This is a genomic window from Parashewanella sp. 2304DJ23-3, from assembly GCF_056591695.1.
The window spans coordinates 19,078-44,476 of the sequence record NZ_JBWQOH010000008.1; the positions used below are offsets into that span (position 1 = coordinate 19,078).

Below are 25,399 nucleotides of genomic sequence, written 5' to 3' on the forward strand. Positions count from 1 at the left end.
CTGTTATAAATGTTAATTTTGATAAAAATGTAGACAAGAATGCAAAATAAGGAAGTGTCATGAAGTTCGAGCAGTCTAAGTTTCAAGATTATTTTTCAAGATGTTATGAAGGTTTTATTTACATTATTTATTTCTTAGCTTTTGCATTCTTTTTTAAAAAGGTATTTTCATTCGATATTGGCCTTATAGAGAGTCTCATTGTTTCAGCTCTCGTCACAATTTTTACATTTACGTATATCTATTTTAAATTTAATGCTGGATCGCATTCATTAGAGATCACTGATGAAAAAATCATATTCAAAGACGATCAATATGAAACACACATTAAACAAGCCGATTACCAAGGTTATCGAATTACTCGCTTCTTACCGCACAGAATCGAAATTAAGAACAAAGTTTATGGCGAAACATCATTTAGTTATTACGCCTTTCCACCAGAACAGCGCCGGCAGATTTTTAAATTACTCGATGCATATTAAAACAAAAAAAGCCACTGTAATTTCAGTGGCTTTTTATTTGGCAATATCAATAACGTTTATAAATCTGCAAGTGCTTCTTTACAAAGTTCGGTAATACGATCCCAATCACCTGATTCCATTGCATCTGTAGGAGCAATCCAGCTACCACCAATACATTCAACATTGGGTAATGCTAAATAATCTTTATAAGAATCAGGTGTAATTCCACCTGTTGGGCAAAAACGAATATTAGAAAGTGGGCCAGAAAAAGCTTTAAGAGCTTTAACACCACCAGATGCTTCAGCTGGGAAGAACTTAAAATGCGTGTACCCTAGATCCATTCCCTTCATCACTTCAGAAATGCTGGCAACACCAGGGATTAACGGAACACTTCCTTTCATCGCAGCTTCTAATAAATGCGTTGTTGCACCTGGAGTAATGATAAATTCAGAACCTGCATTAACCGCATCTGCCAACTGTTCTTCATTTAATACTGTTCCGGCACCAACCATTGCGTCAGGTACTTCAGCTTTAATTTTTGCAATTGCGGCTAAGGCACATTCGGTACGAAGCGTCACTTCAAGAACTTTGATTCCGCCAGCGACAAGTGCTTTAGCCAAAGGGACAGCATGCTCAATTTTATTGATAACCATAACAGGAACAACTGGACTGCAAGCAAATACTTCTGCAGGTTGAATTGACCAATTATTTTGTTTAATCATTCTCGATTCCTTAATAGTGTTCATCAATAGCTTGAGTAGAACGAGCGCCCGTTTCAGGGCTACTTAAGTTTGCTCTCAAGGCACCAAACAGCTCACGTCCCATTCCATAGCGTGAACGTTGTAAATCAATCTTTTCAGCTTCACGGTTAGCCAGTGTTGTTTCATCAACCAACAAGCTTAAGTCACCAGTAATGGCATCAACACGAACTAAATCTCCGTCTTGAATTTTACTAATTAATCCACCATCAATTGCTTCTGGAGTTAAGTGAATTGCGGCTGGCACCTTACCTGAGGCACCAGACATTCGGCCATCAGTGACTAGAGCTACTTTAAAGCCTTTGTCTTGCTGTGAGCCTAATAATGGAGTCAATTTATGCAGCTCAGGCATACCGTTGGCTTTTGGTCCCTGTCCTTTAACAACAACGACGCAGTCACGGTCTAAGCCGCCGTCATCGAAGATTTTTTGAAGTTTATTTTGATCGTCAATCACCACTGCCGGCGCTTCTACAATACGGTTTTGTTCTTGTACTGCAGAGACTTTAATAACAGCGCGGCCTAAATTGCCTTTCATAAGCTTCAAACCACCATTGGGTTGAAAAGCATTTTCAACTGTAGTTAATACTTCTTTATCTAGGCTTTCAGTTGGACCATCGACCCAAGTTAACTCACCATCGATGATTTTTGGTTCTTTCGTATAAGTACGTAAACCTTGCCCTGCAACAGTCTCAACTTCCTCATGGAGCATGCCATTATCAAGCAACTCACGAATTAGATAAGCCATACCACCTGCAGCATGGAAATGATTAATATCAGCGTGACCATTCGGATAAACACGAGCAAGCAGTGGTACCACATCAGACAGTTCAGAGAAGTCATCCCAATTCACAATGATGCCAGCAGCACGTGCAGCAGCAACAATGTGCATGGTTAAGTTGGTTGAACCACCTGTTGCTAATAGCGCAACGATTCCGTTTACAATCGATTTTTCACTGACAACTTCACCAATTGGCGTGTATTGACCGCTATTTTCTGTCAAACGGCACACTTGTTGTGCTGCTTTCTTGTTTAACGCTTCACGCAACGGATCATCAGGATTAACAAATGAAGAACCGGGTAATTGCAGCCCCATCACTTCGAGCATCAATTGGTTTGAGTTAGCCGTACCATAGAAAGTACAAGTACCAGCACTATGATAAGATGCAGACTCTGCTTCGAGTAGTTCTTCCCGCCCAATAAGCCCTTGTGCAAACTTTTGTCTAACTCGTGCTTTTTCTTTATTTGGGATACCTGACTTCATTGGCCCTGCTGGAACAAATAACATTGGTAAATGACCAAAGCTCAATGCACCAATCAATAGTCCAGGAACAATTTTGTCACAGATCCCAAGTAATAAAGCACCGTCAAACATATTGTGAGATAGACCAACGGCTGAAGCCATGGCGATGATCTCACGGCTCAATAAACTAAGCTCCATACCAGGCTGACCTTGAGTCACACCATCACACATAGCTGGTACACCACCTGCTACTTGTGCAACACTCCCAATTTCCTGGCATGCTTTTTTCAGCAATTCGGGATAATGTTCGTATGGCTGATGTGCTGACAGCATGTCGTTAAACGCCGTCACAATACCAATATTCGCTTTGTTAAAATGCCTTAGGGCATTTTTATCATCCGGATTACATGCTGCAAAACCGTGGGCAAGGTTACCGCAACTCAATGAGCTGCGATGCACGCCTTGTGTTTTTGCATCCTTCAATGCTGCAAGATATTGAGCACGCGTTGTTTTACTGCGCTCGATGATCCTATCAGTGACAGACTGAACTACTGAATGCATTTTGCCTCCTTAGGCACTCCAATACACATCTACAGGGGCTTTGTGTTGAGTTAAAACCGCTCGTATTGGCATTGTATAAATGTCATTGTCTTTTAATGCTTGACGATAAACCGTCAGCTTTTGCTCTCCAACCAAATGCAAAAAGATTTGTCGGCTGGATAAGATTCTTGATTTTGTAAATGTAATACGCTCATGTGGTGCAGAGCTTGGTGTTACAGCAGCGATAGCATCAGGCGTGGTTAATGCATGTTCCAACTCGGCTCTTTCTGCACATGGGAACCATGAACAGGTATGACCATCATTGCCCATACCTAGAATCACCACATCAAATCGTTCAGAGAAATGCTGCAGCCTGTCTGTTGCCATTTGCACACCTTCAGCAGCCGTTGAAAACATGTTTTTCAACCCTGTAAATTTAGCGGATGCGGCCTTATTTTGTAATAAATGCGCTTTTACTAAAGCTTCATTTGACGCATCCGAATCCGCATTAACCCAACGCTCATCAGCAAGCGTGATATAAACGTCAGACCAATCGATGTTTTTTGTATTTAACAGTTTGAATAACGGCACTGGTGTTGAACCACCAGAAACTACTAAACTTGCCTTACCACGTGAATCAATGGCTTCTTGTAATAATGTTGCGATTTTCTCTGCCAACTTTTCTGCAAGTTGATCAGCATCGTCAAATGATTTAAACACTGCTTCTTTCATTTTATACGCTCTACTCGTCCCATGAACGACCGTCTTTACTAATTAAGGCTACCGATGCTACCGGTCCCCACGAACCTGCTGGATACGGTTTCGGTTTTTCACCACTCTCTTCCCACGCATCAATGATTCCATCTACCCAGCTCCATGCTTGTTCAACCTCATCACGGCGTACGAATAAAGCCTGATTTCCTAACATTGCTTCAAGCAGCAAACGCTCATAAGCATCAGCGATACGATCGTTTTTAAATGTATCTGAAAAACTTAAATCTAACTTTGTTGTTTGCAGGCGTTGCTTTTGCTCTAGTCCTGGAACCTTATTCATCATCTGAATCTCTACACCCTCGTGTGGCTGTAGACGAATCGTCAGTTTATTAGGTGGTAAGTTACGGTAACTTGAACGATACAAGTTATGTGGTGGGTTTTTGAAATAAACTACAATTTCTGAACTCTTAAATGGCATGCGTTTACCACTTCTTAGATAGAAAGGTACCCCAGCCCAACGCCAGTTATCGATATCAACTCGCAGTGCAACAAAAGTTTCTGTATTTGATGCAGTGTTAGCCCCTTCTTCCTCAAGGTATCCTGGCACTGCCTTTCCGTTTAAGAAGCCATTGCTGTATTGACCACGAACGGTATTTTCAAAAACGTTGTTCTCGTTAATACGACGCAGTGATTTAAGCACTTTTACTTTTTCATCACGAATACTGTCAGCACCAAGATTAACGGGAGGATCCATTGCAACTAAAGTCAAAACTTGTAGCAAATGGTTTTGGATCATATCTCGCATTTGGCCAGCTTTATCAAAATAGCCCCAGCGGCCTTCAATACCAACTTCTTCTGCAACCGTAATCTGTACATGATCGATCGTACGGTTATCCCATTTTGACGCAAAAAGTGAGTTAGCGAAACGGAGTGCAATAAGGTTTTGAACGGTTTCTTTACCTAGGTAATGATCAATACGGTAAACTTGTGATTCATCGAAGTAGGCAGAAACTTGGTTATTGATGATTTGCGAGGATTCTAAATCGTGACCAATTGGCTTTTCTAATACAACACGCATTTCAGGGTTGATCAGGTTCTGCTCTTTAAGACAACGGCAGATATCACCAAAGATGGCTGGAGGTGTAGCAAAATAGTTCACCATGACTCGTTTTTCTGGTTCTAGAATGTCATGGAATTGAGCATAACCTTCAACCTCTTTGAAGTTGGTACCTATATAATGACAACGTTCAACAAAACGTTTCACCGTTTCATTACACAGTTCTTCTTTAACGAAGGTATTTAAGGCTGTGGTCACCAGCTCGTGGAATTGTTGCTGAGTAAAATCATCTTTAGCAACACCAATAATGCGAGTTTCAGAGGAAAGCAATTCGGCTTTATCTAGTTGATATAAAGATGGCAGTAGTTTTCTTCTTGCCAAATCACCCTTAGTACCGAATAAAACAAAATCACATGCTTTAGCTTCTGATGCTTTTTTGCCCATTACGAACGACGCTCCTATTGTAGGGTTCAGACTTATTAATATAGCTAATCAATATGTCTTATCTGTGACCTTTAGTTGATTATCCAATTAAGATCATAAGATTTTGTTGTAATATAACAACAGAATTTGTTAAATGCACCTGTAAAATGCAAATTAGTCATTTTTATGTTGTAGCCAGTTACAGTACAAATCTGCTATTCTTTTTGTAGTTAACTTACTGTAGATTGAGTAAACTTTTCAAAATTGACGTAAAAAGTGACACCCTGCATCCTGATTTGATTCAATATGACGTGTGATCAATCGGGTACAAAACCAAAAATAAAATTACAATCATTAATTAGAGCGGACACACGCCTATGAACACTCTAGAAAAGGTTCAAAAAAGCCTCATACACTTCAGTAAATCTGAGCGTAAAGTAGCTGAAGTCATTCTTGCTTCTCCACAGACTGCAATTCATTCAAGCATTGCCACACTCGCCAAGATGGCTGACGTGAGTGAGCCTACCGTCAATCGATTCTGCCGTAGGTTGGATACAAAGGGCTTCCCTGATTTTAAATTACATCTTGCTCAAAGTCTTGCAAATGGTACACCTTATGTAAGCCGTCATGTTGAAGAAGATGATTCACCAGATTCTTACACGACAAAAATCTTTGAATCTTCAATGGCTTCCCTTGATACAGCTCGTCAAAGCCTCGATATTGGTGCCGTAAATAAAGCTGTTGATATGCTGACTCAAGCTAAAACAATATCTTTTTTTGGCCTGGGAGCTTCTTCATCTGTAGCACACGATGCACAAAACAAGTTCTTCCGTTTTAATGTACCGGTTATGTGTTTTGATGATGTGTTAATGCAACGTATGAGTTGTATTAACTGCAATGAAGGCGATGTTGTGGTTTTGATCTCTCACACAGGCCGTACAAAGTCTCTGATCGAAATAGCTAAACTCGCCCGTGAAAATGGTGCTGCTGTCATTGGTATTACAGCTCGAAATTCACCTCTCTCAGAAGAGTGCACATTGGCCGTAACAATGGAAGTACCTGAAGATACAGATGTTTTCTTACCAATGGCGTCTCGTTTAGCTCAGCTTGTTATTATTGATGTGCTCGCTACTGGCTTTATGTTACGCCGTGGCCCTCGTTTCCGTGAAAACTTACAGCGAGTAAAAGAAGTTCTAAAAGAATCAAGAACTACGAAAGATACCATTTTGTAATTGGCTATCTATTTACAGACGGCGAGATCATTTTAAGCATCTCGCCAACTTCCTCTCAAAAATTAGCTGTTCATCACAAAAATTACTGTTTCTTATATCTCATTTTGGTGTAACTTTCCTACATATTGTTTTTTTCTTTGGTAAACTAGCTCTAGTTTAAGAATTCATAAATAGATACAAATCGGAGTATCCCATGTTCCGCAGAACTAAGATCGTTACTACTCTTGGCCCAGCTACTGATCGCGATGATAACCTTCGCAAAATCATTATAAAAGGCGCTAATGTTGTCCGTTTAAACTTTTCTCACGGCTCACCAGAAGATCACTTAGAACGTGCTAATCAAGTAAGAAGTATCGCGAAAGAACTAGGTAAGCAAGTTGCTATTTTAGGTGACTTACAAGGCCCTAAAATCCGTGTTTCTACATTTAAAGACAATAAGAAAGTTCAATTAGACTTAGGAAAATCATTTGTCCTAGATGCTGAACTTGAAAAAGGTCTTGGCGACGAAAACCAAGTTGGTATCGACTATAAGCAACTTCCTGAAGATGTAAGCATCGGTGATATTCTAATGCTTGATGATGGTCGTGTTCAGCTACGTGTTGAAAAAGTTGAAGGCCGCAAAGTTCACACGACTGTGACAGTTGCAGGTCCTCTTTCTAACAACAAAGGTATCAACAAGCAAGGTGGCGGCCTTTCTGCTGCAGCACTTACTGATAAAGATAAAGCTGACATTATTACAGCAGCAGCAATCAAAGTTGATTACTTAGCCGTTTCTTTCCCACGTACTGGTGCTGATCTTGATTATGCACGCAGTCTAGCAAAAGATGCTGGTCATGAACCAATGATCGTAGCAAAAGTTGAACGCGCTGAAGCCGTTGCTACTGACGAAGCAATGGACGATGTCATTAAAGCATCTGATGTTGTTATGGTTGCTCGTGGTGATTTAGGTGTTGAAATTGGAGACGCTGCACTTGTAGCGGTTCAAAAGAAACTTATCCTACGTTCTCGTCAATTGAATAAAGTAGTTATTACTGCAACTCAAATGATGGAAACAATGATCACTAGCCCAATGCCTACTCGTGCTGAAGTTATGGACGTTGCTAACGCAGTTTTAGACGGTACTGATGCTGTTATGCTTTCTGCTGAAACTGCTGCTGGTGACTTCCCTGAAGAAACCGTGATTGCAATGGGCAATGTTTGTGTCGGTGCTGAAGAGCATCCAAGCATCCGTGCTTCTAAACACCGCTTAGACCAAGAGTTCACAACCATTGAAGAAACAATTGCGCTTTCTACAATGTATGCTGCGAACCATCTAAAAGGCATCAAAGCAATTATTGCTCTAACTGAGTCTGGTGAAACTGCTAAGCTTATGTCTCGCATCAGCTCTGCATTGCCTATCTTCGGTTTATCTCGTCATCCTCAAGCTCTTGCGAAAATGGCTTTATACCGCGGTGTTATGCCAGTTGAATTTGATTCAACTCAGTTCAAAGCTGATCAGTTAGCAAAGAATGCAGTTGAAGAGCTTAAAGCTGCTGGCTACCTGAATTCAGGTGACATGGTGCTTATGACTAAAGGTGACGCAATGGAAACTGTTGGCGGCACAAACACTTGTAAAGTACTTGTAGTAGCTTAGTAAATACTTTCTTGATAAAAGGTGTGTGTATTCAATACTCACACCTTTTTTTGTGCCTGAATTTTAGATTAGTATTCAACAATGGATAAAAAATGGTTTCACACTTATCGAATTGATGCTGTTATTGTATTGATTGGGATCTTATCTTTTGTTGCTGCACTCAAGTTCATAAATCTAAAAACAGACGCTCAAAATGCTACATAAAAAAGTTGGAATGTTATGTTTATTATGAAGCACCAAAACCCTTAAGTGACAAACCATTAATTGGTTACGAGCCTTGTAAATGATAAGAGCACAAGAAAGTGCCCTTAACCGATTTGAAAGCATATTATACGACTATCGCTAATTGCTGATAATCGTTCACAAAATTTTCAGACAAATTTTCAGCTTCTTTAATAAATTGATCGGCAGCATCATGAGTCGCTGTCGGGTTTGCTGCGATAAGTTGTTTATGCTCATCTTGGTTCATTGTTGCATGAATTTCTTCGTGCTCAATAAAGCCTCTACTAGCTCCTGCATCAAGTTGTGCTAAACGCCCAGTAATTACAGGTTGATCACTTTTAAACTCAACACCGTAGCTATCTTTGTATTCTGAGATGTGATTGGCAGCGACTTTCTGCAACACTTTAATGTGCTTCATACACTTAGTGAATTCGGAATCGCTGATTGCCTGATCTTCAGCAACCAGCAATTTAGCAAAACGATACGGGTGAGCAACGAAACCAGAACCAACAGCTAATGATGCAATAATCGGCGTTGTTATCACTGACGTCTGAAACCATTCCGAAAACTGTTTATGATCTTGTACTAGACTGCCTGGAGTTGTACGGCTCAACCATGCCTCTTTAGCTTTCTTCAGTACTTTAGTTAATCTTGAGCGTTGAATAATGTAATCTATCATACTGGCAATTCGAGTCAAAATGCCTGCAACGAGCCCTATAATGGTTCCTGTTCCAGAAGTCGCATCTCCCGCCGCTTTCAAACCAATTGTAGTAGTCGTAATTGCTAAGCCACCAACAGCTTTTGCTGCACCGATGCCTGAATGTCTAGAAAGTGCTTTGGCAATAACAGAAGGGTGACCTCCTAGTAATTCAACCCCATGTCCAGACCATAACTGCTCAATGAACTCTTTTGATTTTAGAATTCCACCACGAAGACCGTCATAAAGGTCGACAAAATTATTCACATAACCCAGACCAGGAACAACATCGGCCAATGAGCCTGCAAACTCTGAAACTAGCCAAGTTCCCATTTCAGTAACCCACTCAAGCCCGTGTAGCGCATCCCCATATGTGAGGCGAATCTTATCCAGCATCTTCTGAAAAAACTCAGCGATCATTTGCTTGAGTTTATCCATCTGCTCGCTCATCTTTCCAATGCCTGATGAGACAGCTTTACCGACCTTAGATTCCTTAAATAACTCTGCTTTAGCTCCTATCCCACTCTTAAGTTTTCTTCCTGCTTGGGTAAAATTCAGAAGATACTGACAGCCATCTTTAATATCACTTACGGGAGTAACGCCACTGACAAAGGTTCCAAATAAATCAGTATTAAAGGATGCAGCTTTCTCGACTTCCAAATTGCCTAAAAAGTACACCACTCCTAGGCGGGCATCTTCAATTTCTTGCTGTTGTACACCAATTGCCGTATTACTCGTTTTACCAAAAACTTTATCGGCAAAGTGTCTAATTTTTCTTTTACTAATTTTTACTCTTTTCATGCGCTTACTCCCCATACGATTGATATTGATGACTCCATCAATCGGAACGACACTACAATGTAAACTATTTTGAATAAATCAACCTTTCAACAAACCTTTAATTTATTGAAAGCTTAATCAATAATTAGTCACAATTTTAACTTTGTCTGAAATTAATTTCATCAGGTTCAATGAAAAGGAACTTTTAATTATTTATAACGACCGAATTATTCGCATTTTTAATTCATTTTCTCTTATATTTATATAATATAAATACTTTCACCTATAAGCGGTAAAAACAAATTTTAATTAGAACACCTTATAAATATCACATTCCGCTTCACAACCACCTGACTAGGCTCACATTTATACAAGTACAATAATAACTTTAAACGTAAAAGAAATTAGACCAGAAAGAAATATAAATAAAGCAAAAACTCTATTAACCAATAATCAGAAATTTACTATGTGCATCATATTGAATTAGTTTGATTTATTAAACCAAGAACAGTTAAATCGAGTTTAATAATATTTTTGTATATTTTAAATAATGATTTATATAGAACAATAAAATCTATGAATTTATCAAAATAATTGAACATCTACTCTAATTTCAGCTTTATCTTTACGCCTCTTAACAAAATAAATAGACATAAAAAAACCACCGACAAGAGTCAGTGGTTTTAGATACTTTTTGCGATGGCTTTTTATTTTGTTATTTTTTGAGCATGCCGCAAAAAAGCTTAGTCAAAAGCTACTTCATCATCAACTTCAATTGGTAGAGAGTCAATTACGTCATCTTTAACTTGATAATAAGCACTTTCATAATCATGTAGGTCCATAACTAACTCCAACTTTTTTAGTAACAGCTTTGTGGGGTATCAGAGGTATGCCTTCTTCAAAACGAATTGTCTAGACATAACCTTATTGCACCGTATCGTGCGGGATGCATGTTACCAAAAAAGCCCACGATAGTTACATAAAACTTTCAGAAATGTTTGTTTTGATTTTCATACCAATCAAGCTAACTAGAGGCCGTTCCCAATTAGTCATCTCGATTTGTTACTGCCTAAAACTGGCAAAATCGAGGCACAAAGATAGAAGTTTAGTGAGCTAAATGAAAGATGAGTAACAAAAAGTTTACCACCTTTAGGCGTAACCCGTAGGGCTGCGTACATTTTTCGTTTCTTCTGTGTTGCCGAATGCTTATGTAGAGCAACTACACCTCACATTCGTCGTCTTGAATAAACAAAAAATCTACAACAGCAAATCGAAATCGTTAATTGGGAACGACCTCTAGGGTTTCAGGCCTAAAACATGTAACTCAAACAGAAAGACTTTCAGAATTTTTGTAATAAAGCACTTTCAAGGCTCTATCACTATCTACATCAATAAATGCATCAGGATTGTCTAAACGAGAGATAAATTCGAGCTGAGGGACAATGTCGTTTACTTGCTCTTTCAAATAATTTTCATCTAATTCAGGAGCGTTCAAACATAAAAGTAATTCACAGTCATCTGCCATTAGCTCAGGTAATCTCTTTAATAACCGAGAATAATCCTTTGTTGCGATAAACGAGCCTTTTTGATTACTCGGAGGATCAGCAATGATCATATCGTAAGGACCATTCTTTTTCAGCTTACCCCATGATTTAAAAATATCGTGTCCGAGGAAACTTGCACTCCCTTCTAAACCATTCAAATGATGGTTTTGCTTACCGATTGATAGTGCCCCTTTGCTCATATCTATATTGACCACTTTTTCAGCGTGACCTAATAATGCGACCACGGAAAAACCACAGGTATAAGCAAACAGGTTTAATACTTTCTTGCCCTGGGCATTTTGTTTTACCCAGTTTCTACCATTCGACATATCAAGGAATAAACCGTGGTTCTGCCCTCTCAGTAGATGAATAAGATATTGAGCGCCATGCTCAGTAACGATATGCTTTTCTGGAACATCCCCTTCAATGACTTCAGTCTTTGTTCCCAAACCAGAACGATATTGAAAAACTAGGTTTAGTGGCTCATTACTGAGTGCTTGCCATCTGTTTTTTATTGCAACGACAGCAGTATTTAAATCGTCATCTGTTAGCGTTTTAAAACTTGTAAGAAGTAGGACAGGAGAAAACCAATCCAAGCATAAATGTTCGCACTGTGGATAAGCGCCGCCACGGCCATGGAAAAGTCTATTGGCATCTTGGGTTAGCCCCATACCAGAAACAACATTGAGAAATGCCTGCATTTTAGAGAAAGTCTAATTGCGAAAAAATGCAGGCATTATATGTAGCTGTCATTAAATATTCTAACGTTTTTTGTCACCCTGCTCCATTGTGCTCCCACAACCTATACAAAGAGAGCTCTATGTTTCGCCTTGCGCATTGCTCGGCTATTGAGCGCTATTCTGATTTATCCTCGACCACTTCAGATGTCGCTTTATCTTCAACATCATCAGCCAATAGATAAGCAAGCCAATTACCACTTTCGCTCGATTCAAGGCCTATTTTAACAATCATAGTCAAAGGAACTGATAACAACATGCCAACAGAGCCCAACAGCCACCCCCAAAAAATTAAAGATAAGAATACGACCAGAGTCGATAAACCGAGTCCTTTACCCATAAACCTTGGCTCGATGATATTCCCCATTACCATATTGGTCGCTAAATATAATGCGGCAGTACCACCAGCCGCTGTTGGGCCAAGTTGAATTAATGCTAACGAAACTGCAGGTATAGCGGCAATGATAGACCCAATGTTAGGTATATAATTAAATAGAAATGCAACTACACCCCACAATAATGCGTAATCTACGCCTATGATTGAAAGGCCGATACCAACAACCAAACCCGTCGCCAAACTTACTAAGGTCTTAATCACCATGTATTGATTCACTGACTGCAGAAAACGATCAATCTGTTTGATGCGCATTTCAGGATCATCAAGGGCAAAGTGCAACTTTTTAGGGAATGACTCAGCTTCAAACAACATAAAGACCACAGTCAATATAATTAAAAACACATTCGCCATAACATTCCCAACACCAGAGAGCATATTGGTTGTCATCGACAATGCCACTCCGGGATCAAAGTAGTTAAGCACTTGCTGTTTAGATATTTGAATATTAAAACTTTGAAGTCTATCTATCACCCAAGTAAATTGCTGTACAAGCTGCTCTCGATATTGAGGTAATTGATTTGAGAACTCATTAATTGAACTGCCTACAATACTTGTTAGCCACATCCCCATCAAGACGATAAAGGCGACTAACACGATGACAGAAAGCCATTTAGGAACCCGGTATCTAGACATCATTTTGATTGCCGGGTTACAGATCACGGCAATAAAAATTGATAGTACAAAAGGTACTACAATCGAACTTGCGGCTTTTATTCCTGCAAGCACGATGACTAAACATGCAAGAATGATAAAACTCTTTACTGCGGTAGTATTTTGATCAAATCGTGGCATAGACACTTCCCTGAATTAATTTACGTCATGATCTTATCTTGCTCTTTTTAAGTATGCAAAATAAAAAGCCTACTATAATTTGCTTACAAAATAAGGAATTTACTTTTGGCTTTAAATTATTGTGGGATTAAAGCAATGAAAATACTCATCACTGGTGGCACTGGTTTTATAGGACGACAACTCGTACCTTTGTTAAGCACTCAGCATAAAATTACCGTTTTGAGCCGAGATACCAAAAAAGCGATTGACGTTTTGGGCGAGATTCCAAGAATCATTAACACGCTCGATGATTTTGACAATCTTGATCACTTCGACATAATCATTAATCTCGCTGGAAAACCGATAGTTGATAAACGTTGGACAGATCAACAAAAACAACAGCTTTGCCAAAGCAGATGGGAGATCACATCAAAGCTGAGCGAATTGATTTCCAAAGGTGAAAAACCACCAGCTTGTTTTATTAGCGCTTCTGCAATAGGATATTACGGCGCTCAATCCTCGTCTCCAATAGACGAATCTGCTCGGCCTAATAATGAATTCACTCATCAGTTATGCCAAGAGTGGGAAAGGTTAGCACTTTTATCACAGTCTGAATTAACCCGAGTTTGCATCATTCGTATTGGAATTGTATTGGATGCAAATGGGGGGGCCCTGTCTAAAATGCTGCCTCCGTTTAAACTCGGCTTAGGAGGACCAATTGCTAGTGGCAAACAAGGTATAAGCTGGATACATCTTCGTGATTTAATCAGAATTATTCAGCACTTAATCGCAGAATCAACATGTAAAGGCTGCTTTAATGCTACAGCCCCAAACCCAGTCAGCAACCTGATTTTCAGTAAAACGCTAGCAAAACACCTAAAACGACCGGCAGTATTACCTATGCCGAGCTTTGTTTTAAATCTTGCCATGGGAGAGATGAGCAAGTTACTCACTGAAGGACAATTTGTAATACCACAAAGGCTTATTGATACTGGATTTGAGTTTAATTACCCAACCATCGATAGAGCCTTCAAACAAATTACAGGCTCCCACTAAAGTCGTACAGTTTTAGCGAGGGTCAATGATGGGGACTTTATGCCACATAATATTGTCGTAAATCCAATATACTCTTTTGCTGTCGTTTTACTTTGCTTGATTGTTGGTCAAACATTAAACTCTAAAATATCAGTTTTAGATAAATACAACATTCCCTCTGCAATTACGGGTGGTATTGTTGCTGCAAGCTTCATCACTATTCTTCATTTTTTGAATTTCAATATCAGTATGGATGTCCCTTTACAAGAGACATTTATGTTGATGTTTTTCTCCTCTGTCGGCCTTAATGCTAATTTTCACAAAATATTATCTGGCGGAAAAAATATCGGTCTTTTTTTGCTCTTAACGACTGTATTTCTCATTTTACAAGATGGAGTAGGTGTAAGTTTAGCCAAAATGCTGAACCTCGATCCAATATACGGTTTGGTGGCGGGTTCTATTACGTTGTCAGGTGGCCACGGTACCGCAGTAGCGTGGGCTGATGTCTTTCAAGAGCGATATGGTATTGATACACTAGAGCTTGGTTTAGCGGCAGCCACTTTTGGTTTAGTCGTAGGAGGGCTCATTGGTGGACCACTCGCTCATAAAAGAATATCCAGTCTTAACCTTAAATCAACAGATGTAGTGCTAGAAGAAGATATTGAGACATTTAAAAACGAAGTATGTCCAACGAGTACACTCTATTCTGCATTTTTACTTTTCTTGTGTGTTATAGGCGCTACTTACTTAAAGGATGCTGTAGAAGGATTGGATATTGGGTGGTTGAATTTACCTAAGTTTGTTTTTGCATTATTTAGCGGCATAATCATTACCAGCCTTTTGGAACTAAAACCCAAATATCGATTTTCTGAACACTCAATGGATTTTGTTGCAGAAATAAGTTTATCTCTATTTCTATCAATGGCTTTAGTAAACCTTCAACTCTGGAAAATTTTTGATCTTGCTCTGCCACTGCTAATCATTTTAGTCGTCCAAACCATAATAATGGCTCTTTTTGCATACTGGATAACATTTAAAGTCATGGGTTCAGATTATGATGCCGCCGTTATTTTAGGTGGACAGTGTGGTTTTGGTTTAGGTTCTACACCAACAGCCGTAACCATTATGAACTCTGTCGTATCTCATCATGGAGTATCCAAAAAAGCATTCTTGGTCATTCCAATTGCAGGCGCTTTTTTTAACGATCTTATTAATCTTTTTGTCATTGAAGGCTATTTACATTTTTTTAGGTAGTGTTGTTTCTCAAGGGAGTATTTAAGCCACGGCTTACCGCTTTCTTGGTAACAGGACTCAAACCTCATTCCGAGCTTTTTGATTAAAGCATGAGATGCTTGATTGCCGTCCATAGCCCTTGCAACGATAGTGTTTAAGCCAAATGTCTGAAACCCTAACTTTAAACACAAATCTGCAGCTTCTGACGCATAACCTTGCCCCCAGAATGCGCGTTTAATCCGAAAGCCGATATCCACATCTTCTGTTATACGACATTTCCTAAGACCACAAAAACCGATATATTGATTGCTGTCTTTTAAATACACAGACCAACGACCAAACCCATTTTCATTATAGTGTTGGTAATTATCAATAAACCGCATTACTTCGAGCTTGTCTTTAAACGGGCTATCGCCAGTGTATTTCAGAACAATAGGATCATTATTTAACTCAAAGAAGCCATTAACATCATTTTTTGAAAACTCTCTTAACTCCAGTCTTGTTGATTCTGCAATAATCATGTTGGCCTTTCACATTGCTTCAAATGTAGCTTTGTGAGCAAAAATGTTAAAAATAAATGAAATAGGTTTACGAAGTATATCGAGAGTGGTTGATGATATATAGAGTTGAATTAACGTTTAAACTTTAATAAGTGGCCTCTAACGGGTTCAAAAGAAGAGCCCTCAGAATGAAAGTTTTCTGAAGTACAATCAAAACCATGGTTATGCATATGCTTTATTAATTTTCCTTTGTGCCCTCTTCTAGGGTCAACAAGAATCACTTCACTATTAGCTTCAGTATGCTTATTAATGAATTGTGCTAAGGGTTCAATCGAAAATTCATCGTAAAGCACATCACTGCCAATGATCACGTCGAACTTACCAAAATCATGATCATTGTCCGTCCAGTCTACTCGATAATACTTGAGGGCGTTCAAACCATTAAGTTTGATATTTCGATCTAAAAATTCAGAAACGGCTGGATGGTAATCAGAAGCGGTTATGTCTGCTTTACGTTTGTTTAATAAAAGGCTGGTAAGCCCTATCCCGCAACCTATTTCCAAAATCCGTTTATTCTTTATTTCGTAATTTTGCATAAAATCAGCCAACACGATACTTGAAGGCCAAACAATCCCAAAAAGAGGCCATGACGCTGAAGAAATACCAAGTTTATCAGCTTCTCCTTTTGGATCATGGAATTGATTTCTATCACGTAAAGTACACAGATGGATATCTGTGTTATCGAATTCAAGGGTTTGGTAGCGCAATCTAAGAGCAGCCATACATTATATGTATAGCACATAAATTCTAAATCTCTTAACAATAACGGTTAACACACTGATAATAAATGTTTTAAGGCATTCAACTCATTTTACGCCATTGAAAATATTTTTCATCTGCAATGGCCAGCATTTCATTATCTTCGAATGTATCACCGTATGCGTAAATTGTATTGAAGTCGTTAATATTAAGCAGCGCATTAATTCTATTGACCTTTTCATGACGACTGCAATCTGCACCTAGGTAATTCCCCGTTAAAGCTCCATCTTTTATTTCAAGATTCGAACATAACAATTCTAAATCGTGTTGCTTACACCAGTGAGCTAAGTAAGGGTTAAGGGATGCTGAAACGACAATAATCCTATCAGCGTTATCTCTGTGCCATTTGATTCGTTCAATTGCTTCTTGGCGAAGTACTGTCGAAATATAATTTTCAGCAAACCTTCTGCCTTCTTCGAACACTTCTGTTTCGCTTCGGCCTTTAAAAACATAATGCGCCACTTTAGGCCGAGCTTTATGTGCAGGGATGAAACCAAGTTTATATCCCACTATTATGGGAGCTAAAGCTAGCTTTCCAACAATTTTTCGCTTTTTAGGGGTAGTTTGTTTAATAAACTCTGTAAACGTATCAGCAGTCGTAATGGTGCCGTCAAAATCAAATAGGGCTAAATTCATTCTTGAATCACAACGTATTTATCTTTTTAAATACAAGCTAAATAAAGTCGTTGAAAATGTAAATGCCTGATGCTCTATTCCCGAACTGAAGTAGAGATTTTATTTACCACAAAAGCGATGAATATGCTGGCAAAAACTTTGTAAAACATAATGACTGCAATGGAAAGTATTTCACTGGAATTCAGTTTTATTATATACATCATCAATGGTATACAAACAAAGCTGACGAAACATTCGGCCACAAAACAAGAAAGAAAATAACTGCAAAATCCAGTGACTTTTCCCTTCATGAGAGCAAACAATCTGAAATTGATAAAAACTGCAATGTAAACAACTATGAGTGCAATAATAACCAATCCCCAAACCAACTCCCTATCGATGAATTTATGGTCGTCATAAGAATTTATAAAACTAAACCCGCTTACAGTGAGTCCTAAAAAAATCAAAATACCACATCCTATAAGGATCCCTAATCCAAACTTTTTACCAAAGATATGATGAGCTAGATTGTTTAGATTGAAGACGAGAGGAAACAGCAACAAGCCACTAGAGAAAAATGCAATTCTATTTGAGATAAACAAAGGCTCAAAATCGAAAAACAGAAATGACGCCGCCAATGCACAAAATAGACATATGACACTTATGGCGACTTTTGCAATTAAAGAACCTTTTGTGCTGCTTTCTTGATAATTAACTGTGCTTTGTGACTGAGGCGCTTTCATATTGACTCACTAAAAGTAATGAGTCTTTATTTTATTGAAATAGATAAATTTTGCTTAGAGCTATAAAGCGCTCTGTCAGCCTGTGTTCAACCAGTTCCATTTCTAACCTAAATAAAAAACACCAAACTTATGCTTGTCTAAATCACGAAAGTACGCCGCATAAACCCCAGGTTTTCTTTCACCAGGTGTACCATCGCAAGTTCCCCCTAGTGCTAACGCTGTAGCATATACCTTTTCGACCATGTTTCGAGATTGTGCTTTTAACCCAACCATACATCCATTGCCATTTGAAGCAGCTTTTCCATTTTGAGGAATACAAACCGCAATACCGACAGGAAACGCTTCTGCTTTCCATAATATTGCTCTGTCTGTCTTTTGGCACAGTTTAGCCTCAAAGTGGTTAAGTAATTCATTATAGAAGAGCTCAGCTTTAGCTAAATCATTAGGGTCTGTTGATCTTTCGTGATTGTTTTTGCAGCGATAAATTGGTTATTTTATGCAAGGCAGCGCTTGTGCGGTTTGGTTATTCCAAATAAACAAGCGATAACGCAGTAGAAATGACCAATTTGCGCTGTCTTCGATGCTTTTTAGCGTTCACTGTTCTGTGTTGTGACCAGCTCACTTAGATGACTAAGCTTCACTGCTCACGCCTTGAACAGATAAACGCTAAAATAGCACAAAATTTAATCCTGAAAGATCAACAGACCCTAGTACCCAGTAAAACATTACTTATCATTATCTTTCCCTAATATTTGAGCCCTACTCGCCATGGCGGATTTAACCTGTTTTCACCGGCCCAATATAGTTTAATTTTATTACCAGAAGGATCGCATAAAATCGCTTCTCGCCATAAATACCTTTCATCTAACGGCCTCTGGGCAAACTCAATACCTCTACTTTCTAGTTCATCGACCCATTCATCGAGTTTTTCGTGTTCGAAATAGATTACTGCACCATTACTGTAATCATCCGTTTCCAATGATAATGAAAACGTTGCATTACCTTCAGGACACTGAAAACGAGCATAATGAGGTGTATCGACAATTTGAATAAAACCTAGCTTAAGATAAAAACTCACAGCTTTAGGCATATTAGATACGGGCAGTGTAATTTGGTTAAGATTCATGTCAGTCCTTTTAGGCTATATCTCTAGGATGATTAATACCGTCAACAGTAGGTATTTCACCTAACTCACCTAGATTAACGCCTTTAATACAAGCCACATTAACACCAAATAAGTGGGGGTTAGATCGCCGTTGATGATGCGTATAGATACCGCATTTAGAGCAAAAGAAGTGCTGAGCTGTATGAGTATTAAACTGATACAAGGTGAGGTATTCATCGCCTTTTGTGACTTTTAAATTTTCCAGTGGAACAGAAGCAACGATAGCCCCTCTTCTACTGCACATAGAACAATTGCATCGTCGGAGTTCTTCTAAACCATTAGGTAAGTTAAGCAACAATTGAGCTTCGCCACAATGACAGTGTGCTGTGTGAGTATGTTTAAAATCCATTTCATTACACTTTTATCAAAATAATGTTTTAACTTAATAAAATATAAAGAAATATTAAAGTGCTAATTTTCAAAAGCCTCTGGTCTAACCTGACCTTAAAATACTGATGAGGCTGTGATATCTTAGAATTATGTTTGCTATTACCACGGAGAAATAATGAAAGTAGGCATTGCGTTAGGCTCTGGTGCTGCAAGAGGTTGGGCACACATTGGTGTTTTAAAACAGCTTCAATCCATGGGAGTAAAAGTCGATGTCATTGCTGGTAGTTCCATCGGCTCGTTTGTTGGGGCTGCTTACGCAACTAACCATCTAACAGAACTGGAAGATTGGGTAACCCACCTTAATTGGAAAGAGCTTTTATCTTTTGTTGATATCAACCTTTCAGGTGGCCTCCTGCAAGGCGATAAACTGATTAATTTTTTCCGAGAAGTTGGCATTTGCTCTGCCATTGAAGACTTACCTTGTCATTATGGTGCAGTGGCGACAGAGTTTGGTACAGGGCAAGAAATTTGGCTGAGAAATGGCCCTGTTTTGGACGCAATAAGAGCTTCGTGCACATTTCCGAGCTTATTTAATCCTGTACTTCATGAAGACCGATGGTTGCTAGATGGAGGTCTAGTGAATCCTGTTCCGGTATCGCTTTGTCGAGCTCTTGGTGCAGATGTCGTCATTGCTGTTGATTTAAATACGCAACTTGTTGGACGCCACGCACTCTTTGAAACTCCAGAACCAAAAACGGATGATACAGATGAGAAGCGCGACCTCGGTAAAATTGAAATCGTAAAAAATTGGCTGACACCCAATTTGCATAAAAATAAAGATGAGCATCCTGGATTACTGGAAGTCATTACCGCTTCAATTAATATTATGCAGGACCGAATCACTCGTAGCCGCATGGCTGGTGACCCACCAGATATTTTATTATCACCGAGAGTCAACGATATTGGCATGTTTGATTTTAGTCACGCACAAGAAGCGATAGATGAAGGCGTGATAGTGACACAAAATGCACAAAAAAGAATCATGGACTTATGCGGCATCAAAGAACAAATTCATGATTACGAGATATCATAAATTAACCATCTTGTAATAATGGTCATTAACAGTTTCGACGAAGAAATAACTTATTGAGGTGAACATGGAAACGCTACTCACTTGGCTAGACGCCAACTCACAAAACCTGTGGGATTTATCCGCAAATATTATTATTGCTTTTATTATTTTATTTGTAGGATACAAACTGGCTAAATACCTTAAGAAAAAAGTCATCAAATATAATGAAAAAAAGAAAATGGATGCTGCTATCAGTATCTTTCTTGCCGACATAGTCTTCGCTGGCATCATCGTTTTAAGTTTTATAAGCGCTCTTTCCAATTTAGGTGTTCAAACATCAACCTTTATTACAGTAATCGGTGCCTCTGGTTTAGCCATTGCATTAGCACTTAAAAGCTCTTTAGCAAATTTGGCTTCTGGCGTTCTAATATCGGTATTGCGTCCTTTTAAAGCTGGGCACTACATCGAGGCTGCAGGAAAAGCTGGTACCATCAGAAAAATTGAACTGTTTTATACTGAACTCAATACTCCTGATAATAAAATTGTGCTCATCCCGAACTCACAAATCTGGGGTTCACCTATCGTTAACTACTCAAAAGAAGACACTCGAAGAATTGATTTAGTGATTGGTATTAGCTATGACAGTGACCTACTGAAAGCTAAAGATTTACTCATTCAAATTATCAATGATGATGGTCGAATCCTAAAAGAACCTGAATTCAAAGTTGCAGTATCTGAACTGGCTGATTCAAGCATTAATTTTATTGTAAGACCTTGGGTTAACGCAGACGATTACTGGAATGTTCGTTTTGAATTACTTGAAACGATAAAACTGGAGTTTGATAAGGCAGAAATTAATATTCCATTCCCACAAATGGATGTTCATTTAAAAAACTAAGTAAAAGGTAAGAGTGTGTCCTATTGTAGAACACACTCAATGAAGAGTTAGTTAACCTTCAATGCCTTTACTGGTAAGGAATTCATCGTAGCTACCTTTGAAGTCCTGAACGCCTTTAGGTGTCATTTCTAAAATACGGTTAGCAAGTGACGAAACGAATGCACGGTCATGACTCACAAACAGCAATGTACCTTCATACATCTCAAGTGCATTGTTTAACGATTCAATGGATTCCATATCCATGTGGTTCGTTGGTTCGTCCATCACTAAGACATTTGGCTTTTGCATGATAAGCTTGCCAAACATCATACGGCCTTTTTCACCACCAGAGAGCACTTTTACTGACTTTTTAATGTCATCAGAACCAAATAACATTCTGCCTAAGTAACCACGTACTGATTGATCATCATCTTCTGGTTTACGCCATTGACTCATCCAGTCAAACAATGTCATGTCATTAGCAAACTCAGCTTCATGATCCTGTGCGTAGTAGCCAATATTAACGTTTTCAGACCATTGGATTAAACCATCTTTCTGTGGCAAATCATGAACCAAAGTTCTCAGTAAGGTTGTTTTACCAATACCGTTCTCACCAAGAATGGCTACTTTTTCGCCCACTTCAACAATTAAATCTAATTTATTGAATAGCAACTCATCAAAACCGTTAGAAAGTTGCTCCAGTACCAACGCATTTCTGAACAATTTCTTTTCTTGTTCAAAGCGAATAAACGGGTTTACACGGCTTGAAGGTTTAATCTCATCAAGTTTAATTTTATCGATTTGTTTCGCACGAGAAGTCGCTTGCTTCGCTTTAGAAGCGTTAGCAGAGAAACGAGCAACGAACGTTTGCAGCTCGGCAATTTGTGCTTTTTTCTTGGCATTATCAGACATCATTTGCTCGCGAGCTTGTGTCGCTGCCATCATGTACTCATCATAATTGCCTGGGAATATCTTCAACTCACCATAATCTAAATCAGCCATGTGTGTACAAACTGAGTTTAAGAAGTATCTATCATGCGAAATGATGATCATTGTGCTGTTACGTTGATTCAGAACTTCCTGTAACCATCGGATTGTATCGATATCCAAGTTGTTGGTCGGTTCGTCGAGAAGCAGTAAATCAGGATCAGAAAACAGTGCTTGTGCTAGCAGAACACGTAATTTCAAGCCCGGTGCGATTTCAGACATCAGACCAAAATGAGTATCAACTTCAATACCTACACCCAAAAGAAGTTCACCTGCACGAGATTCGCACGAATAACCATCCATTTCAGCAAACTGCATTTCTAAATCAGCGACTTTAATACCATCTTCTTCCGACATTTCTGGAAGTGAGTAGATGCGATCACGCTCTTTTTTGACTTCCCAAAGTTCAGCATGTCCCATCACAACAGTATCAATCAGCGAATATTCTTCATACCCAAACTGATTTTGGCTTAATTTACCCATACGTTCATTAACATCAATGGATACATTACCTGATGTTGGTTCTAATTCACCCGTAAGGATTTTCATGAATGTTGATTTACCACATCCATTCGCTCCAATTAAACCATAGCGATTTCCACCGCCAAATTTAACAGAGATATTTTCAAACAATGGCTTAGAGCCAAATTGCATTGTGATATTAGCTGTTGTGATCACGCTTAATTTCCAGATATGTAAGTTTGAACTGGCGAAGTGCCATAATTTTATGGGCGGAAGTATACGCTTTAATCAGCTATTCCACCAGATGTTACAATAGGTCTGCACAATTTCGGCTTGCAACTGTTTTAAAAACAGGCGATGTTAAATCAAAGAACGCATAAAACTTCAGTTAAACAAGCTAAAGGAAAGCCAATGAATACCCTACAAGTTTTTCCTCCGAATCAAGCTCTGGCTGAAACAGCAAATATGGATTCCGCTAGGTATCAACAACTTTATCAAGAATCCATTTTAAACCCTGAGGCTTTTTGGGGGGAACACGGCAAAAGATTAAGATGGACTAAACCCTACACCCAAGTCAAATCGACAAACTACGATATAGAGTCGCTCTCCATTGAATGGTTTTATGATGGACAGCTGAATGCCTGTGACAACTGCCTAGATAGACATTTAGATGAAAATGCCGACAAGGTAGCCATCATTTGGGAAGGTGATGATGCGAATCAACAACAAAGAATTACTTACAAACAACTGCATCAAAAAGTCAGTCAATTTGCCAACACATTGAAAAGCCAAGGCGTAAATAAAGGTGATGTGGTCACCATTTACATGCCTATGATTCCAGAAGCGGTGATCGCCATGCTGGCTTGCGCTCGAATTGGCGCTCCACACTCAGTGATTTTTGCGGGTTTCTCACCAGATGCCATTGCAGCAAGAGTCACTGATGGAAACTCTAAACTCATCATCACTGCTGATGAAAGCGTTCGTGCCGGCCAACATATTCCATTAAAAGAGAATGTTGATGAAGCAATCTCACTCCTTGATGACTCAAAGCAAGTTAAGACCGTAATTGTCTATCAAAGAACAGGAGCCAATGTTGAATGGAATACTGACAGAGATGTGTGGTGGCATAATGCAATTACCAATCAATCATCAGACTGTCCTGTTGAAATCATGGATGCTGAGGCACCATTATTTTTACTCTATACATCAGGTTCAACTGGCAAGCCAAAAGGCGTTTTACACACAACCGGTGGTTATCTTGTTTACGCATCAATGACGCATGAATACGTTTTTAATTATCAGCCAGATGATATTTATTGGTGTGCGGCTGATGTTGGTTGGATTACAGGCCATACCTACATGGTTTACGGGCCTCTAGCTAATGCAGCGACCATTATCCTGCATGAAGGTGTACCTAACTATCCATCACCCGCGCGTTTAGGCGAAATTATTGACCGCCACCAAGTTAATATTCTCTACACATCACCAACGCTTATCAGAGCATTAATGGCAAAGGGAGAACATCACTTTGATGCATATAATGGTTCAAGTTTAAAAGTAATTGGAAGCGTTGGTGAACCCATCAACCCAGAAGCTTGGCGTTGGTACTATTCAAATATAGGCAAAGACGATTGCCCGATTGTAGACACTTGGTGGCAAACTGAAACCGGTGGCGCCATGATCACACCACTGCCTTATGCAACCACAACGAAACCCGGCTCTGCAACTTTACCCTTTTTCGGAATTAAACCTGAGCTGGTTGATAACGAAGGCAATGTGCTTGTCGGTGAAGCAGAAGGCAATTTAGTCATTACTGATTCTTGGCCGGGACAAATGCGAACCGTTTATGGAGATCATGAGCGCTTTGGTCAAACTTATTTCTCAACCTTTAAAGGCAAATATTTCACTGGTGATGGCGCACGCAGAGATGCCGATGGGTATTATTGGATCACAGGTCGTGTCGATGATGTCCTCAATGTGTCAGGTCACCGCTTAGGTACAGCTGAAATTGAAAGTGCATTAGTGGCTCACCCGAATGTCGCTGAGGCTGCTATTGTCGGGTATCCACATGATATCAAAGGACAAGGTATTTACGCTTATGTCACGTTAACTCATAGCAGCGAACCGACCGAAGATTTAATGCGTGAGCTCAAAAAGTATGTCAGTAAACATCTCAGTCCAATTGCCGTCCCAGATATTATTCAGTGGGCTCCAAATTTACCTAAAACCCGTAGTGGCAAAATCATGCGTCGTTTTTTACGAAAAATTGCAGCGAATGAATTTGAACATTTGGGTGATACGTCTACTTTAGCTGATGCTTCAGTTATTGAAGAATTGATAAAAAATCGAAAATAATAC

At 39.1% G+C, this 25,399-nt stretch carries 24 protein-coding genes; 9 read left to right on the forward strand and 15 right to left on the reverse strand.

Annotation, left to right across the window (positions count from 1 at the left end):
• Positions 1–59: 59 nt before the first annotated feature.
• Entirely contained in the window at positions 60–479 is a 420-nt protein-coding gene (locus AC1EU2_RS14085) for a hypothetical protein (RefSeq protein ID WP_480298910.1), read from the forward strand.
• Between the two features lie 56 nt (positions 480–535).
• Here AC1EU2_RS14085 and AC1EU2_RS14090 read toward each other — a convergent pair whose 3' ends face one another.
• The 4 genes from AC1EU2_RS14090 to zwf are packed head-to-tail and all read right to left on the reverse strand — an operon-like array spanning position 536 to position 5,211.
• Positions 536–1,177 (reverse strand): bifunctional 4-hydroxy-2-oxoglutarate aldolase/2-dehydro-3-deoxy-phosphogluconate aldolase, encoded by a 642-nt coding sequence (locus AC1EU2_RS14090; protein WP_480299053.1) that lies wholly within the window; start codon positions 1,175–1,177, stop codon positions 536–538.
• Between the two features lie 13 nt (positions 1,178–1,190).
• Positions 1,191–3,017, reverse strand: coding sequence for a phosphogluconate dehydratase (gene edd, locus AC1EU2_RS14095; protein ID WP_480298911.1), 1,827 nt, complete (start codon positions 3,015–3,017; stop codon positions 1,191–1,193).
• 9 nt (positions 3,018–3,026) lie between these two features.
• A complete protein-coding gene (gene pgl / locus AC1EU2_RS14100) occupies positions 3,027–3,728 on the reverse strand; it encodes a 6-phosphogluconolactonase (RefSeq protein WP_480298912.1) in 702 nt (233 codons plus the stop codon).
• Positions 3,729–3,738: 10 nt separating this feature from the next.
• On the reverse strand, positions 3,739–5,211 hold the full coding sequence (zwf, locus tag AC1EU2_RS14105) for a glucose-6-phosphate dehydrogenase (protein WP_480298913.1): 1,473 nt from the start codon (positions 5,209–5,211) through the stop codon (positions 3,739–3,741).
• 356 nt (positions 5,212–5,567) lie between these two features.
• Between zwf and AC1EU2_RS14110 the strand changes: the two genes are divergently transcribed.
• The 3 genes from AC1EU2_RS14110 (at position 5,568) to AC1EU2_RS14120 (ending at position 8,188) form a co-directional block, all read left to right on the forward strand.
• A complete protein-coding gene (locus tag AC1EU2_RS14110) occupies positions 5,568–6,422 on the forward strand; it encodes a MurR/RpiR family transcriptional regulator (protein ID WP_480298914.1) in 855 nt (284 codons plus the stop codon).
• A 193-nt stretch (positions 6,423–6,615) separates the two neighbouring features.
• Positions 6,616–8,055, forward strand: a complete 1,440-nt coding sequence (gene pyk, locus AC1EU2_RS14115) for a pyruvate kinase (RefSeq protein WP_480298915.1) — start codon at positions 6,616–6,618, stop codon at positions 8,053–8,055.
• A gap of 85 nt (positions 8,056–8,140) precedes the next feature.
• Positions 8,141–8,188, forward strand: coding sequence for a prepilin-type N-terminal cleavage/methylation domain-containing protein (locus AC1EU2_RS14120; RefSeq protein WP_480299054.1), 48 nt, complete (start codon positions 8,141–8,143; stop codon positions 8,186–8,188).
• A gap of 195 nt (positions 8,189–8,383) precedes the next feature.
• On the opposite strand, the gene AC1EU2_RS14125 is transcribed toward AC1EU2_RS14120, so the two are convergent.
• From AC1EU2_RS14125 to AC1EU2_RS14135, 3 genes are all read right to left on the reverse strand, one after another.
• Entirely contained in the window at positions 8,384–9,775 is a 1,392-nt protein-coding gene (locus AC1EU2_RS14125; protein WP_480298916.1) for a hypothetical protein, read from the reverse strand.
• 1,303 nt (positions 9,776–11,078) lie between these two features.
• A complete protein-coding gene (locus tag AC1EU2_RS14130) occupies positions 11,079–11,999 on the reverse strand; it encodes a class I SAM-dependent methyltransferase (RefSeq protein WP_480298917.1) in 921 nt (306 codons plus the stop codon).
• 154 nt (positions 12,000–12,153) lie between these two features.
• Positions 12,154–13,224, reverse strand: a complete 1,071-nt coding sequence (locus AC1EU2_RS14135) for an AI-2E family transporter (protein ID WP_480298918.1) — start codon at positions 13,222–13,224, stop codon at positions 12,154–12,156.
• Positions 13,225–13,359: 135 nt separating this feature from the next.
• Here AC1EU2_RS14135 and AC1EU2_RS14140 point away from each other — a divergent pair, with 135 nt between their 5' ends.
• Together AC1EU2_RS14140 and gltS are read left to right on the forward strand one after the other, a co-directional pair.
• Positions 13,360–14,259 (forward strand): TIGR01777 family oxidoreductase, encoded by a 900-nt coding sequence (locus AC1EU2_RS14140; protein ID WP_480298919.1) that lies wholly within the window; start codon positions 13,360–13,362, stop codon positions 14,257–14,259.
• Positions 14,260–14,298: 39 nt separating this feature from the next.
• Entirely contained in the window at positions 14,299–15,492 is a 1,194-nt protein-coding gene (gltS, locus tag AC1EU2_RS14145; RefSeq protein WP_480298920.1) for a sodium/glutamate symporter, read from the forward strand.
• On the opposite strand, the gene AC1EU2_RS14150 is transcribed toward gltS, so the two are convergent.
• The 7 genes from AC1EU2_RS14150 to AC1EU2_RS14180 form a co-directional block, all read right to left on the reverse strand.
• A complete protein-coding gene (locus tag AC1EU2_RS14150; protein WP_480298921.1) occupies positions 15,471–15,992 on the reverse strand; it encodes a GNAT family N-acetyltransferase in 522 nt (173 codons plus the stop codon). The genes gltS and AC1EU2_RS14150 overlap by 22 nt on opposite strands.
• Positions 15,993–16,102: 110 nt before the next feature.
• Positions 16,103–16,753 (reverse strand): class I SAM-dependent methyltransferase, encoded by a 651-nt coding sequence (locus AC1EU2_RS14155; protein ID WP_480298922.1) that lies wholly within the window; start codon positions 16,751–16,753, stop codon positions 16,103–16,105.
• Between the two features lie 79 nt (positions 16,754–16,832).
• Positions 16,833–17,426 (reverse strand): HAD family hydrolase, encoded by a 594-nt coding sequence (locus tag AC1EU2_RS14160; RefSeq protein WP_480298923.1) that lies wholly within the window; start codon positions 17,424–17,426, stop codon positions 16,833–16,835.
• 74 nt (positions 17,427–17,500) lie between these two features.
• Positions 17,501–18,148 carry a hypothetical protein gene (locus tag AC1EU2_RS14165; protein ID WP_480298924.1) on the reverse strand — a complete coding sequence of 216 codons (648 nt, stop codon included), beginning with the start codon at positions 18,146–18,148 and terminating at the stop codon, positions 17,501–17,503.
• Between the two features lie 102 nt (positions 18,149–18,250).
• A complete protein-coding gene (locus AC1EU2_RS14170; protein WP_480298925.1) occupies positions 18,251–18,421 on the reverse strand; it encodes a VOC family protein in 171 nt (56 codons plus the stop codon).
• 472 nt (positions 18,422–18,893) lie between these two features.
• On the reverse strand, positions 18,894–19,274 hold the full coding sequence (locus AC1EU2_RS14175; RefSeq protein WP_480298926.1) for a VOC family protein: 381 nt from the start codon (positions 19,272–19,274) through the stop codon (positions 18,894–18,896).
• A gap of 10 nt (positions 19,275–19,284) precedes the next feature.
• Positions 19,285–19,662, reverse strand: coding sequence for a GFA family protein (locus tag AC1EU2_RS14180; protein ID WP_480298927.1), 378 nt, complete (start codon positions 19,660–19,662; stop codon positions 19,285–19,287).
• A gap of 156 nt (positions 19,663–19,818) precedes the next feature.
• Here AC1EU2_RS14180 and rssA point away from each other — a divergent pair, with 156 nt between their 5' ends.
• Both rssA and AC1EU2_RS14190 read left to right on the forward strand, forming a co-directional pair.
• Entirely contained in the window at positions 19,819–20,736 is a 918-nt protein-coding gene (rssA, locus tag AC1EU2_RS14185) for a patatin-like phospholipase RssA (protein WP_480298928.1), read from the forward strand.
• 64 nt (positions 20,737–20,800) lie between these two features.
• A complete protein-coding gene (locus AC1EU2_RS14190) occupies positions 20,801–21,613 on the forward strand; it encodes a mechanosensitive ion channel family protein (protein WP_480298929.1) in 813 nt (270 codons plus the stop codon).
• A gap of 51 nt (positions 21,614–21,664) precedes the next feature.
• On the opposite strand, the gene AC1EU2_RS14195 is transcribed toward AC1EU2_RS14190, so the two are convergent.
• Positions 21,665–23,257, reverse strand: coding sequence for an ABC-F family ATPase (locus AC1EU2_RS14195; protein ID WP_480298930.1), 1,593 nt, complete (start codon positions 23,255–23,257; stop codon positions 21,665–21,667).
• 195 nt (positions 23,258–23,452) lie between these two features.
• On the opposite strand from AC1EU2_RS14195, the gene acs reads away from it, so the two are divergent.
• Positions 23,453–25,396: an acetate--CoA ligase gene (gene acs / locus AC1EU2_RS14200; RefSeq protein ID WP_480298931.1), complete on the forward strand. Its 1,944-nt coding sequence runs from the start codon at positions 23,453–23,455 to the stop codon at positions 25,394–25,396.
• Positions 25,397–25,399 lie beyond the last annotated feature (3 nt).